At 35.2% G+C, this 13,435-nt stretch carries 19 protein-coding genes; 11 read left to right on the top strand and 8 right to left on the bottom strand.

Annotated elements, in window-relative coordinates; all coding sequences use genetic code 11:
• The first annotated feature begins 152 nt into the window (after positions 1-152).
• Positions 153-632: a GNAT family N-acetyltransferase gene (locus AC1Q51_RS15505; protein ID WP_090978046.1), complete on the top strand. Its 480-nt coding sequence runs from the start codon at positions 153-155 to the stop codon at positions 630-632.
• Positions 633-655: 23 nt separating this feature from the next.
• Here the strand turns inward: AC1Q51_RS15505 and AC1Q51_RS15500 are convergent, their stop codons facing one another.
• Positions 656-1,147 (bottom strand): phosphatidylglycerophosphatase A family protein, encoded by a 492-nt coding sequence (locus tag AC1Q51_RS15500; protein WP_000665103.1) that lies wholly within the window; start codon positions 1,145-1,147, stop codon positions 656-658.
• Positions 1,148-1,267: 120 nt separating this feature from the next.
• On the opposite strand from AC1Q51_RS15500, the gene yutH reads away from it, so the two are divergent.
• On the top strand, positions 1,268-2,269 hold the full coding sequence (gene yutH, locus AC1Q51_RS15495; RefSeq protein WP_000614216.1) for a spore coat putative kinase YutH: 1,002 nt from the start codon (positions 1,268-1,270) through the stop codon (positions 2,267-2,269).
• A gap of 61 nt (positions 2,270-2,330) precedes the next feature.
• Here yutH and AC1Q51_RS15490 read toward each other — a convergent pair whose 3' ends face one another.
• Together AC1Q51_RS15490 and AC1Q51_RS15485 are read right to left on the bottom strand one after the other, a co-directional pair.
• On the bottom strand, positions 2,331-2,546 hold the full coding sequence (locus AC1Q51_RS15490; RefSeq protein WP_097924591.1) for a carbonic anhydrase: 216 nt from the start codon (positions 2,544-2,546) through the stop codon (positions 2,331-2,333).
• Between the two features lie 196 nt (positions 2,547-2,742).
• A complete protein-coding gene (locus tag AC1Q51_RS15485) occupies positions 2,743-2,979 on the bottom strand; it encodes a NifU family protein (protein ID WP_000431159.1) in 237 nt (78 codons plus the stop codon).
• 195 nt (positions 2,980-3,174) lie between these two features.
• Between AC1Q51_RS15485 and AC1Q51_RS15480 the strand changes: the two genes are divergently transcribed.
• From AC1Q51_RS15480 to phnA, 6 genes are all read left to right on the top strand, one after another.
• A complete protein-coding gene (locus tag AC1Q51_RS15480) occupies positions 3,175-3,483 on the top strand; it encodes a YuzD family protein (RefSeq protein WP_098284313.1) in 309 nt (102 codons plus the stop codon).
• Between the two features lie 52 nt (positions 3,484-3,535).
• Positions 3,536-4,330, top strand: a complete 795-nt coding sequence (locus tag AC1Q51_RS15475; protein WP_141549212.1) for a nucleotidyltransferase domain-containing protein — start codon at positions 3,536-3,538, stop codon at positions 4,328-4,330.
• A gap of 98 nt (positions 4,331-4,428) precedes the next feature.
• Complete coding sequence (locus AC1Q51_RS15470; RefSeq protein ID WP_098235657.1) at positions 4,429-5,106, top strand: CPBP family intramembrane glutamic endopeptidase; 678 nt, start codon at positions 4,429-4,431, stop codon at positions 5,104-5,106.
• A 326-nt stretch (positions 5,107-5,432) separates the two neighbouring features.
• The gene (locus AC1Q51_RS15465; RefSeq protein ID WP_139213310.1) at positions 5,433-6,230 is read left to right on the top strand and encodes a DUF2628 domain-containing protein; all 798 of its coding nucleotides are present in this window, start codon (positions 5,433-5,435) and stop codon (positions 6,228-6,230) included.
• Between the two features lie 69 nt (positions 6,231-6,299).
• Positions 6,300-6,581, top strand: a complete 282-nt coding sequence (locus tag AC1Q51_RS15460) for a hypothetical protein (protein WP_033657549.1) — start codon at positions 6,300-6,302, stop codon at positions 6,579-6,581.
• 159 nt (positions 6,582-6,740) lie between these two features.
• Positions 6,741-7,082: an alkylphosphonate utilization operon protein PhnA gene (gene phnA / locus AC1Q51_RS15455; protein ID WP_000212735.1), complete on the top strand. Its 342-nt coding sequence runs from the start codon at positions 6,741-6,743 to the stop codon at positions 7,080-7,082.
• 220 nt (positions 7,083-7,302) lie between these two features.
• Here the strand turns inward: phnA and AC1Q51_RS15450 are convergent, their stop codons facing one another.
• The 4 genes from AC1Q51_RS15450 to AC1Q51_RS15435 all read right to left on the bottom strand — a co-directional run bounded on the left by AC1Q51_RS15450 (position 7,303) and on the right by AC1Q51_RS15435 (position 10,275).
• Complete coding sequence (locus AC1Q51_RS15450; protein WP_000679260.1) at positions 7,303-8,100, bottom strand: ABC transporter permease; 798 nt, start codon at positions 8,098-8,100, stop codon at positions 7,303-7,305.
• Positions 8,084-8,743 (bottom strand): ABC transporter ATP-binding protein, encoded by a 660-nt coding sequence (locus AC1Q51_RS15445; RefSeq protein ID WP_000470263.1) that lies wholly within the window; start codon positions 8,741-8,743, stop codon positions 8,084-8,086. The genes AC1Q51_RS15450 and AC1Q51_RS15445 overlap by 17 nt, the downstream gene beginning before the upstream one ends.
• 54 nt (positions 8,744-8,797) lie before the next feature.
• On the bottom strand, positions 8,798-8,971 hold the full coding sequence (locus tag AC1Q51_RS15440) for an aspartyl-phosphate phosphatase Spo0E family protein (RefSeq protein WP_141549211.1): 174 nt from the start codon (positions 8,969-8,971) through the stop codon (positions 8,798-8,800).
• A 233-nt stretch (positions 8,972-9,204) separates the two neighbouring features.
• Positions 9,205-10,275 carry an NAD(P)/FAD-dependent oxidoreductase gene (locus tag AC1Q51_RS15435; RefSeq protein ID WP_000682065.1) on the bottom strand — a complete coding sequence of 357 codons (1,071 nt, stop codon included), beginning with the start codon at positions 10,273-10,275 and terminating at the stop codon, positions 9,205-9,207.
• A gap of 352 nt (positions 10,276-10,627) precedes the next feature.
• On the opposite strand from AC1Q51_RS15435, the gene AC1Q51_RS15430 reads away from it, so the two are divergent.
• The 3 genes from AC1Q51_RS15430 (at position 10,628) to AC1Q51_RS15420 (ending at position 12,375) form a co-directional block, all read left to right on the top strand.
• On the top strand, positions 10,628-10,867 hold the full coding sequence (locus AC1Q51_RS15430) for a YuzB family protein (protein ID WP_000595026.1): 240 nt from the start codon (positions 10,628-10,630) through the stop codon (positions 10,865-10,867).
• Between the two features lie 246 nt (positions 10,868-11,113).
• Positions 11,114-11,980, top strand: a complete 867-nt coding sequence (dapF, locus tag AC1Q51_RS15425) for a diaminopimelate epimerase (protein ID WP_000077394.1) — start codon at positions 11,114-11,116, stop codon at positions 11,978-11,980.
• A 41-nt stretch (positions 11,981-12,021) separates the two neighbouring features.
• Entirely contained in the window at positions 12,022-12,375 is a 354-nt protein-coding gene (locus AC1Q51_RS15420; protein ID WP_000573830.1) for a HesB/IscA family protein, read from the top strand.
• A 105-nt stretch (positions 12,376-12,480) separates the two neighbouring features.
• Here AC1Q51_RS15420 and AC1Q51_RS15415 read toward each other — a convergent pair whose 3' ends face one another.
• On the bottom strand, positions 12,481-13,044 hold the full coding sequence (locus AC1Q51_RS15415; protein ID WP_001068190.1) for a GNAT family N-acetyltransferase: 564 nt from the start codon (positions 13,042-13,044) through the stop codon (positions 12,481-12,483).
• Positions 13,045-13,435: the final 391 nt, after the last annotated feature.

Below are 13,435 nucleotides of genomic sequence, written 5' to 3'. Positions count from 1 at the left end.
CCTTATTCGTAATGATTCTGTTTAATCGTAACATAATAAGAAAAATCTTCCATTAAAATGAAGCGATAAATAAAAAAAACATATTGAGAAAGATGAATTATAAGATGAATATCGAATATTGTTAATAGAAATATAATAGGGGGAAAGAGAAAGTGGATATACATAAGTTAACAGAAGAAGAAGCAAATGAGATAAATACGTGGATGTACGAGGAACCATATAGTTTATATAGTTTTTCAGGCGAGAAAGAAGTAATAGAAGAGCTATTAGATGGAACTTATTATGGCTGTTGTGATGATCAAGGAGAGTTCATCGGCTATTTTTGTTTTGGAGAAAATGCACAAGTACCGGGTGGCAGAGATGCTAATTTATATGGTGGAGAAGAAGCGATTGATATGGGACTTGGTATGAAGCCGGCGTTAACTGGGAAAGGAATGGGGAAAGAATTTTTCCAAGCTGGAATAGCGTTTGCCACGAAAGAGTTTAACGCAAACATGTTTCGATTAAGTGTAGCAACATTTAATACAAGAGCGATTACGTTATATAAAAATATCGGATTTAAGCAAGGGCTTATTTTTTTGAGCCGCGGAAGAGAATTTATGCTTATGGAATACGAAAGACCGTCAGCATGAAACTGACGGCCTAGAAAACATTATTATTCTGAGTGCTCAGCTCGGTGCGCTAAACGGCTTGATGCAGCGGCAGCGATTCCGCCAACGATATCATCAAGGAACGTGTGCACCTTTCCAGTTGATTTATCATTTAAGTATTCTAAAATACCAGGTTTTAATTTATCAATATATCCAAAGTTTGTGAAACCGATAGAGCCGTACACGTTCACGATAGAAAGTGCGATAACTTCATCAATTCCATATAAGCCTTCATCACGTTTTACAATATCTTGTAACGGTTCACTTAGCATTCCTTTTTCAGCAAGGACATCAAGTTCGATACCTGTAATCAGTGCGTTTTGTACTTCACGTTTTGATAGTACACGTTCTACATTGTAACGGCATTCTGACATCTCTAAATTTGGATGGTATTTTTTTTGAAGAAAATGAACAAGTTCAGCAATATCGTCAATTGTTACACCGCGTTCTTGTAATAGTTGTAATGCTCTTTCTTGTAGTTGATTTGATTCTTTCATGTTTATCACCTTTTTTTCTTTTTAGTATTTGTATACGTTTCGTTGCTTTATCATGTGCATAGGAATGAAAGGCGAGCACAAGCTCATATATATAAAGAAAAACCATAGGTGGCGACTGCGATGATTCAGCATATTTATGAGCATTATCACATGCATGTTAAAGAATTAATCCCCCTTGGCCCCTATAAAAGCTTTTGGATTCGCAACAAAATTTATGTACTTGTTCCAATTGGAGAAATGGAGGAAGAAGTACTTGTAGAGATGAAAAAGCTCAGTGATTATATGAACCAGCAAGGGGATATAACTGTAGCGACTTTCGTTCCGACTATACACGGCTACTATGTAAGTGAGATAGAAGAACAAAATTATTGCTTATTAAAAGGTATGCGCACGTTAGAACGACATGCTATGTCATTAGGAAATGAACTTTCTATATTCCATAAACGAGGTGCATTCTTTCCAGAAGAAATCGAGCAATTAAGCCGCATTGGTGAATGGAAAGCGTTATGGGAAAAGAGACTCGATCAGTTAGAAAAGTTTTGGCAATCGCAAGTGATGAACCACCCTACAGACGTATTCGATCAATTGTTTATTGAATCCTTCCCGTATTACTTAGGAGTTGCAGAAAATGCCATTCAATATGTTGTTGATACAGAAATGGATGATACGCCGCAACTAACGGATGCAGCGACAATTTGCCAAGAACGATTCACACCTTTATTATGGCATCAAACGAAGCGTCTCAAACTCCCTTTTGATTGGGTGTATGATCACCCAACTCGAGATATAGCAGAATGGATTCGCTATATGATGATTGAAAAAAAGAAAGACTGGGATCAAACAATCGTTCAATTTGTTACAGATTATGAACGAAATTACTCGCTGTCCTCATTTGGTTGGCGCTTATTATTTGCAAGGCTCCTGTTCCCGCTTCACTATTTTGAAACGGTCGAACGATATTACCAAACTGGAAACGAAGAACAAAAAAGCATATATAGAGATCGCTTAGAAGCCATTTTACACGATGTGAACCGCTCAGAGCAATTTATGAAGCATTTTTATGGCTCACTTCGTTTACCAGTAGATAAGCTCGGGATTAGAAAATTAGATTGGCTATCTTAAAAATATAAAAAAGAGACCGAGTGAGGTCTCTTTTTTATATACCACAATTTTATGTAATACATTATGCCCCTACCTGCTGATCTGTACATATATTTAAAACGAATTGATGCCTTTCGAGCTTTTCATTTACTTTACCTAATAATTCTTGCTGGATTTCTTTAAATAAAAATTGATAGCTTGTATTCCATGTTGGTATAACGGATGAAAGGCCTAATAAATACTCTTTTTTCTTTTCTAGGTCTTGAATTGTTACAAAAGTGTTCCCCATTTTTGGCATTTGTCGTCCCCCTATGTTTTTTTACTGTATATGTGTGAACGATTCACTATATAGTATTAATTATCGCATTTTTTGAGAAGGATTTCCAATTTTGTTTTATGATGTTAACGGATAAATGTGATTTGAATAAAAAAAGGAGACCAAATTTGGTCTCCTTTTAGAAGGCGATTCTGAGCGAGCCGCTTCCGCTTTTAGATTAAAATACTTGTTCTACTTCGATAACGCCTGGTACTTCTTCAAGTAACGCGCGCTCGATACCAGCTTTTAGTGTGATTGTAGAACTTGGGCAGCTTCCGCATGCACCCATAAGGCGTAGTTTTACGATACCTTCTTCAATGTCTACTAATTCAACGTCTCCGCCATCGCGAAGTAAGAATGGACGTAATTTATCTAATACTTCTAATACTTGTTCTTGCATATGTGGGTTTTCCATTTTTATCGACTCCTTTCATCAGTTTTATTATAATCAAGATAGAGGGGAAAATCTATTTTTTCTCTTCTTGTTTTATTGTCGAAATATTGTATCGTGTTTTTTCAGTATAGGGGTATGGAATAAGTTTGTAAAATGATGTGCTTATGTAATAAGACATCTGAATATACTGTTGGGACAAGAAGTGGGGGAGAAGAAATGGTTAATGTTCAAGTGTATGGGACGAAAGTAATTTGTGCGAGCTGCGTCGGAATGCCATCTTCAACAGAAACGTTTGAATGGTTACAAGCGGCAATTGGTCGTAAATATGAAGGACAAGAAAATAAATTTAATTTCGAGTATATTGATTTCCAAGAAGAACAAGAAGAGGCAGATAAAAAAGCATTCGCAGAGCGCGTAGTGGAAGAAGATTTATTTTATCCGGTCGTTCTTGTAAATGGAGAAATTGTTGGAGAAGGAAATCCTCGTTTGAAGGATGTTTATGAAGAAATCGAGAAATATTTATAAAACAAGAAGTCTTTGCGAATTTGCAAAGGCTTTTTTTATTGGAGGGATAGATATGAAAAATGGAGTGAAGCATGCGTTACCAACGGAAGTACAACAGTTAATGGAGCGGTACACAGTAGAATTAAAAGAAATTTTTTTAGATGAAAAAATAGTAGGGGTATATATTTACGGCTCCATCGCACTTGGTGCATTTTATGCAGAAACGAGCGATGTTGATTTTGTTACAGTAATAAGTGATTCCGTGAATGAAGCTGAAAAACAGCAGCTTGTGGAACTACATAAGAAACTTAGTGATAATACGCTAGGTAAAAGAATGGACGGTATGTATATTCTGCTTGCTGACTTAGGGAAATACAATGATGAAATGAACGAGTACGTGTATTGTGCAGATGGTAAAGCTAATGTTGGTCATTGGGACATTAATGCGGTCACATGGTGGACGTTGAAAAATCAAGGCATTACAGTTACAGGAAAAGAAGCAGAAGATCTTCCGCTGCAAATACAATGGAATGATGTAGTAAATACGATGAAATACAACGTAGAACAGTACTGGAGTGAAAAGGTGAAGAAGCCATATTTATTTTTTATAGAAGAGTGGATAGAATCAGCTGTCGTTACGATGGGACGCATTTTATATACACTAGATTATAAAACAATCGTTTCAAAAGATAGAGGATTGCAATACTTGTCAGAACGTTCAGCGGAAGAATGGGAGCTTTTATTAAAAGAAGTAGCTAGAATACGGCAGAACCCAAAAGAAAAGCGAATGCTCTCAAGGTGGAGAAGAGCAGATATGACGAAGAGGTACTTACTGCATTTAATTGAGATGTGTAGAGAGAAATGGTAGGGAAGAAAATGGACAATACAGTGGGGTGTATTGTCTTTTTTTATGTTAAATTTGGTATATAATGGTTTAAAAAGTTTAATTATACTGGAGGGGATAGGATGAATATAGAATTAGCTACATATGAAGAAAAGAATGAACAAATGAGTATGCGCCAAGTAATTAGCATTCTATTAATTATTTTTGGGGTCATGCATGGAATTGGTTTTTTGAACCTTTTATATGATTCTTCCTTATACCCATGGTATGTAAATCATCTTATTCCACCTTTCACGTTTTGTATGATTATCGTAATGTATGCACCGGCAAGAAATTGCTGCTTACATTTAATAAAATCATTACAATTCAATAATTTTAAACACTATGTAACGATAGTAATGACAGCGATTGTAATGCTTATATATCTTGCAATATTAAATTTAGTTCTACCACATGGGCTTGGTGTGGATGAGTCTAGTATAGTAATAAAGCCTACTAAAAGTGAAATCATTTTATACGTAGTTGTGCTCACCATCTTTGCACCAATTTGGGAAGAACTTTTATTTCGAGGGATATTTTTCACGAAATTATCTCAGTGCTTTTCTACACTTACTAGTGCCGTTATAAGTGCTTTCATATTTACTTTTGGCCATCCCCTTACAGTAGGTAGTATTTTATATATTTTTGGTATGGGTATATGTTTAGCATACACATATAAGAAAACGAAGAATTTACTCGTTCCAATTGGGATTCATTTATTAAATAATTCGTTTTATTTATTAGTAAATTTTCAACTATAAAAAGACGCCTTTTTGAAAAGGGCGTCTTTCGTATTTTGTAGTAAGTAGAAAGGGCTTTATACGCATTGTGTAGAGGCAAGGTAATACAAAATATAAATAGTTTCATGTGAAACATTTTTATTATCCAATATACAAAATGATTAACTTAGTGTATTAAACGTATCATTCATAAGTATTCTAATATATTTAAAAGTAAAATGAAATAAGAAACGGATAATTGTCGGAATATATTCGATTTCCGTTCATTTTTATGAAATATGTGTACTTTTTGTTAGATTCCTTCATTTTGTCCATATACAATAAATGTATATAGAAATAAGAAAAGGATGATGTACGTGAAGGACACTGTTTTACAAGAAACGATTTCTCCACAAGAATTACATAAAGTTGTTCAAAAGAATACAGCTTATTATGATTTTAAGTGGAGTAAAGTAGAAAACCCTGCGCAAGGGAATACATGGAATTGGGTAGCCTTTTTCTTCCCAACCTTTTGGTTAGCTTATCGCAAAATGTATAAGTTATTTATTATATTTGCGTTATTGGCTATACCTAGTATAGTTATAACCCCTTTTATAGATATTCCAGAGGGGATTTATGTAACATTTAGTTTAGCTCTTCAATTAGGAATGATGATATTTACTGGATGGCAAGGAAACCGTTTATATTATAAGCAGGCTGTTCGTGTTTTTCGTAAGGGAGAAGATGCGTCTGATCATGAGAAGGCGTATTTCTTACAATCTAAGGGTGGCGCTAGTGTAGCTGGTATGATTGGTTTACAAGTTATAGTCGGGATTGTGTTTGGCGGAGCTATGCTCGGACTTTCTCTTTTACCAACTGAGCCGAATATTAAAAACGTTGTTCGTTCAACTGGTGAAGGGGTTACTTTAGAGATTATGACTGATAATCCAACCTGGAAGTTTGTGAAGAAAGAAAAAGATTATGATGTAGTAGAGTTTACTGGCTATGATTATACAGAGAAGAAAAACGTGAAAATTAAATTTGCTGTTTATTTCGATGAAGATTATTTCGAGTGGCAAGAGGTATATGAAAATAATAAGAAGTTAAGTGAAGAAGAAGTAGAAGAATATCAAATTTATATTGAAGAAAATAATTGGGGTTTCTAGAGGGAACTCGTTCATTTTGAAAAGAAGAATCTTGTGAAGGTTCTTCTTTTATTTATTAGGGGGAGAGAAATAATTTCAGCATTAATAGAAGCTCTAATAGGATCTATTAGTTTAAGTACGGGTTTACACACGAAAAAGATTGATGCTAACATACTTTACTTGCAGCAGTATGAATGGTTTCGAATCATATATGAAGACGAGAAGTATCGAAAGTTATTTATTACGAACTACAAAGTTCGCTCATATTTACAAAGTAAGTTAAGAGTTCGATTGCTCGTAAAAAATAAAAATGCACAACGAAGATTTTTAAAATTAGTAGAAGAACAAATAGAAAAAAGGCATACGAATTGAAATTTTGTAAAATACAATAAAAAATGAGAATTTGAGGTAGGCTTGTCAATAACGTGAGACTATGGCACTATAAAGAAATGCTATACAAATTTTATTTATCGAGATGTAAACATCAATTTTGATTTTTACGTATAAATAATGAACGGAGGAAATGAATTTATGGCTACTTTACCAAATTGTCCAAAATGTAATTCAGAATATACGTATGAGGATGGCGTTCTTTTCGTATGTCCAGAATGTGCTCATGAGTGGGGCCAAGACGCAGAAGCTGAAAATAATGATGGTGCAAAAGTTGTAAAAGATGCGAACGGAAACGTTCTTCAAGATGGCGATGCAGTTACTGTTATTAAAGACTTAAAAGTAAAAGGAACTTCTTCAGTTGTGAAGATTGGTACGAAAGTAAAAAGTATCCGTCTAGTTGATGGCGATCACGATATCGATTGCAAAATCGACGGTTTCGGAGCTATGAAGTTAAAATCACAGTTCGTTAAGAAGGCGTAAGTAAATAAAAGAGGAGGCGAATAGCCTCCTCTTTTTATTATGTCACTTTTTGTCGGTAAATCGATATTTCGTACAAAATCGTTGATATATTCTGAGTTATGATAGATATATTTGAAAAATCGTTGATATATTGCAAGTTATGATAGATATATTGAAAAAATCGTTAATATAATTTCACTCACCGAGAACGATGCATCATTTACTGAGCGAAAGTTACGATTTACCTCGCATCATAGTCAACCTCTTTCAATTGACATCGCTTATTAAAGAACGTTTTATATCCAAGCTGTAAAAAGATAATGACAGCAAAGGCAGTACTTCCTGAAATACCGAGTATGATAGCGATTTGATATTGAATGGCTGTGAACGGCGATACACCGGATAATATTTGACCAGTCATCATGCCTGGTAAGCTTATAATCCCCATTCCGACCATAGAATTGATTGTCGGTAAAATAGCAGAATCAAAAGCGTCTCGAATGAGCGGAGCAGCTGCTTCTTTCGGTGTTGCTCCGAGCATAAGTGCACCTTCAATTTGACCTCTTTGCGACTTCATATTGTTTAAGAACGTATTTGCGCCGAGAGAAACACCAGTCATGGCATTCCCAACTAACATTCCTGTAATAGGGACGATATATTGCGGAGCATACCAAGGGTCATGACCGATAATAACGAAGATAAATAGTAGAAGTGGCCCAATTGATCCGGCGACCATGGAAAGGGCGGCTACTCGTTTTAATTCTTTAGACATCGGGATGTTAACTCGTTTATAAATATTAAAAATTGCAAAGGTAGTAATAGAAGTAATAAGAGCAATTGTATAAAATGGATTACTGTTTTCAAATACGTATGTAAGGACATATGCAACAAGTACGAGCTGAATGGTCATACGGAATGTTGCGAGCGCGATTTGTTTTTCGCGAGGTATTCCTTTTAATTTTACAAGTCCAATTAAAATAAGAATAAAAATATAGGCAGCTGCAAGTTGCCAAATTTGGAGTTCAATAACGCCCTTCAACAGAGAGCACTTCCTTTCTAGTTGCACCGTTTGCTTTACTAATCTCAATAATGTCGTCTGCAATTTCTTCTGGAAGTTGTTGTGAGTGTGTGATGAAGATAATTGTTTTTTTCTTTTTTCGTGCTAGTTCAGTAAATTGTTTCATAACGCGGCGTTCTGTATCACTGTCTAATGCTGAAGTTGGTTCATCTAATAAATAGACAGGCGGATCCATAAGTACGATACGTGCAAAGGCAAGTCTTTGTTTTTCACCGCCGGATAATGAGGAGGCGCTATCTTCTAATTGCTTGTCTAAGCTAACGGTTTGTAGTGCGCTCCGCAGGGCATCATCATTTGGAAATGGTTTTTCAGAAAGACGAAGTCCCATTAATAGATTTTCTTTAACGGTTCCATCAAAAAGAGGTGGAGTTTGCCCAAGCATAACTACGTCACGACGTAATTGAATAGGCGGATAATCAGAAATTAACTTTCCGTTATATTCAATTGTGCCGGATGTTGGAGATTGTAAATCGTTTAACATGCGAAGCAATGTGCTTTTTCCGCTTCCGCTTTCACCGATAATGCAAGTGATCTTTTCTTTTTGAATCTGTAAATAAGGAATGTGTAGTATATCTTTATATATAACGTCTTTTAATATAAACATAAATCGCTCCTTTCTGATTCTAGTTATATCGTATCAAAAAAGAGGGGGAAATGGTTATAACGAACAACGTTTTTTCTGCGTCTTGAGTTTTATTAATAAGTTAAGTAAACGATCTAATTCTTGGCTGAAAGAAATCACTTTATCATGAGTGAATCCGTATCGTTCAACGAGATAGATTAACTCTATCTTTTTCGCTTCTATTCGATTGTTTAGTTTCGATAAGTTCATAAGTGGAATGTAATGCCTCCTACAAAAGTATTTATAACATAAAAAATAAGACCGAATGAATTCGGTCTTCAAGGAAATAATAAAACAACTTACAAATAGCATACACTGTTTATCAATAGTTTTTAATATAAAAATGAAAAATAAATCATTATACATATTGAGAAAGATGTGTCTGATAATTTTTAAAAACTGATGCAAAGAAGCTGCCTACATAGTAGACAGCCTGTAAAGTATTAACCTTTATGATATTTGTACATCCAAAGAAGGCCGGATTTTAATAATCTTGGTACACGTCCCATTAACGGTTGATTTGCGAGTAAACCGAATCCATGCTTCTTACCAAGAGATCCTAGAACACCTTTTAATTTAATAACAGGTAGTTCATCAGGGAGTGGTTCATTATTCCAACGTTTTAATAATATTTGGACAATTTGTTCTCCTTGACCTTCAGCAAGTTGGGCAGATGGTGCATGTGGAAGTGCTGCGCAATCTCCTACAACGTAAACGTGCTCGTTGTTTGGAATATTGTGATATTTCGTTAAGACAACCCGTCCGCTACCGTCTTGTTCAACTGGAAGGTTTCGAACAACTTCATTTGCTTGAATACCAGCTGTCCAGACAATTGCATCACATTCAAGTGGTTCATCGTGATTATACACAATATTTGGTTCCACTTTTGTAATGTTAGAGTTTCTTATAATATTAACTTTATGTTTTACGAACCATTCTTCTACGTATCTACTTAATTTCTCTGGATACGGGAATAAAATTCTATCTTTTCGATCAAATAAATAGATTTTTAAATCAGAACGGCTTTCGCGAAGTTCACTTGCAACTTCCACACCACTTAAGCCAGCACCAACGACAGCTACTGTTGCATTTGGTTCTAGACTATTTAATTGTTCATATGTTTTACGTGTTTGTTCAATTGATTGTAGACTATGTGTATATTCCTTCGCCCCAGGAACGTTATGATATTTATCTTCACAGCCAAGTCCGATAATTAAATCATCATATTGGATTGCTTCACCGCCATCGAGATGAACCGCTTTTTCTTCGAGGTCAATATTTGTTATTGTGCCGTATTGAATATTGAGGCGTGGGTGCTCAGGAAACGGTATACGAATATGCGTTTCTGAAATAGTACCCGCAACTAATGCATAATATTCAGTTTTGAAGCAATGATATGGTACTTTGTCGATTAATGTCACTTGTACATCATCTGGAAGTTGGTTGCTTGGAAGTAGCCTTTGTAGAATTCTCATTCCACCGTAGCCGCCACCTAGTATTACGAGGTGTTTCATGATGGATTACCCCTTTTCTGTTGAAATATCCCCTAATCATAAAATTTTATATTAATAAAATATTTTGACTTTACTCAATCAAATTATATCGAATTTGTGAACAAATAACAATGCATGAATGAATACTCTGTTGTACAATAAGAAGAAAAGTAAAGTAAACTGTTTTGCCTTTTTAGTTACTATTTCATTGCAAGTAGCATGTTATATAAAATAAAATCATCTACTTTGAAGTGAAATAGTGAAGTAACTAAATAGTTTAGGATGTATAACGAAAACAACAAGAGACAGCTTAGTTTTCTTCTTATAGATGAAGTCAGAAGGTAATTTGTTTTGTAGTACAGGGGGGAGAATTTTGATTAAACCATTAATTGAATTTTGTGTAGGTAACCTTGCAAGTGGTTCACAAGCAGCTCTAGAAAAATTAGAAAAAGATCCAAATTTAGATGTAATGGAGTATGGTTGTCTAGGGTATTGTGGTATTTGTTTTGAAGGACCGTTTGCACTTGTAAATGGTGAAGTTGTACAAGGTGCAACAGTAGAAGAGCTTGTTAATAATGTATATGAGTATTTGGATGAAAATCCAATGTTTTAAGGTGTTGCGAATGAGCAACGCCTTTTTCATTTTATTTTAGATAAAACGTTATTTTGGAGGGTAGTTTAATACTATAGATAAATAAAAAAAGGCCCTTTTTAGAAGGGCTTTTTTCTTACACAATGTGTGTAAGAGTGGCTCATCGCCAAACGTTGTCAAATATGAGAAACGGGGGACATTCATATTGTGTTCTAAAAGCATGCATTCTATACTTAAAATAACAAATTATTTTTGGAGTGAATACAAATGAGCCAATTTTCTTTTACAAAAATGCATGGTCTTGGCAATAGTTATATATATGTAAATATGTTTGAAGAGCAAATTCCTGAAGAAGATTTAGCTCTTGTGGCGGAAAAGGTTTCAAATATTAATACTGGTATTGGAGCAGACGGAATGATTTTAATTTGTCCGTCTGATGTAGCTCCGGTGAAAATGCGTATGTTTAATAATGATGGATCAGAAGGAAAGAGCTGTGGTAATGGTTTGCGCTGCGTAGCGAAATATGCGTATGAGCATAAACTAGTAGAGGAAACAGTTTTCACAATTGAAACGTTAGCTGGCATTGTAACGGCAGAAGTAACGGTAGAAGATGGAAAAGTTATATTAGCGAAAATTGATATGGGTGCACCACGCTTAACACGCGAAGAGATACCGATGCTCGGTGAAGGTGAAACACCATTTATTCGTGAAAACTTCTTATACAATAATCATCGTTATGCATTTACGGCTGTTTCAATGGGGAACCCGCACGCGGTTATTTTTGTTGAGGATGTAGAGAAGGCACCTCTTACAACACTTGGTCCAGTTCTTGAGACACATGAAATGTTCCCAGAGCGAGTGAATGTTGAATTTATCGAGATTTTAAACGATGAAGAAATGAATTTCCGCGTTTGGGAACGTGGTTCTGGTGTAACGCAAGCTTGCGGAACAGGGGCATGTGCTGCCGTTGTAGCTGCTATTTTGAATGGCAAGATGGAACGTGGTAAAGAAATTACAGTCCATTTAGCTGGCGGCGATTTAATGATTGCGTGGACAGAAGAAGGAAACGTGTTAATGAAAGGACCTGCGGAAGTAATTTGCCGCGGAGTGTATGAGTACAAGATAGAAGCGTAAAGATGTATAATAGAATGAGAACAGAAAGGATGGTGTATTTCATGATTGAAGTAACAGAACAAGCAGCTTTTCAAATTAAAGATATGTTAAAAGATGCTGAAGATGGAGAGAAGTACGTGCGCCTTGCTGTACATGGCGGCGGATGTACTGGCCTTTCTTACGGCTTAGGATTTGAAGTAGAACCAAAAGAAGACGACACAGTTCTTGAGTTTTTCGGTGTTGAATTTGTTATCGATACAGAAAGTGCTCCAATTGTTAAAGGAGTAAAAATTGATTATAAACAATCTATGCTTGGCGGCGGATTCACAATCGACAATCCAAACGCAATCGCATCATGCGGATGCGGATCATCTTTCCGTACAGCGACGAATGCTGGTAAGCCAGAAGAGTGCTAAGTTTTTAGCCGAAATAGAAAAAGACCTTTTTAGCGATGGAATAAAATCGTTAAGGAGGTCTTTTCTTTTGCCGTAAAAGCCCGATTACCAAGGCTAATCAATATTTCACTTTATTTTTGCATAGATGCAAGTATCAGTTAGTTGTTTGCCGTCAGCTGAAAAATCTTCATTACGTAATATCCCTTCAAGTTCAAAGCCTAGTTTTTCAGGGAGTGCACGACTTTTCGTGTTATTACATTCACATCGTATTTCAATCCTTCTAAATTTGAATAACTGAAATCCAAGGTTTGTTAACGCACTTACTGTTTCTGTCATATATCCACTGCCACTAAATTGCGTGTTAATCCAGTATCCAATTTCACATTTAGAAACCTTCCAATCAATTCGATGAAGGCTAGCTGTTCCAACAAAATCATTCGTCTCTTTATGATAGATAAGATAGCGAAAGCTTTCTCTTTTCAAAAAATCTATATGTGCATTTCTCAGAAGAATTTCCGTTTCTTCAACAGTAGGAATGGACTGAAATAAAGACAACCATTGCTTTAATTCATTAATGGAATCTTTAATAGCTTGTTGTACTATATCCCCTTCACCAGCTTGAAGTGGTGCTCGAAGAATGAGTCTGTCTGTTTCTATTTGTAACGGAACATCTAATAAAATAGGGTTCATATCATTTCTCCTCTCGAAACCTTTAAATTAGGACAGAATGAAACTTATATCATAAAAAAACTTTCACCCAAAAGAAATAATTCTGGAGGACGAGAGTTGCAATTTATAATAAATGAATTGAAAAATACTTTATCTCACTAATAGAAAATCACGTCACAGCATCACTATTAGTTATTATAGAACTGTGCGAAGTACAGGAATATAGTAAAGCTTATCTCCCATAAAGGAACCTCTCAAAAACGAGTAAACAATAAATATATATTCAATTCATCATTTAGAAATCCCTTTTCACATATTGAAAACTAAACTATCAGTTGGTACAGCAGCATTAGGTTGTTAAACTAATGCATATGTTAATTGAATAAGGAGTTATTATTTTTTAACCTGCTTT

This window comes from Bacillus sp. MT94, from assembly GCF_058792475.1.
The sequence above is the reverse complement of the archived record's forward strand: the minus strand, read 5'-3'. Positions and strand labels throughout refer to the sequence as shown.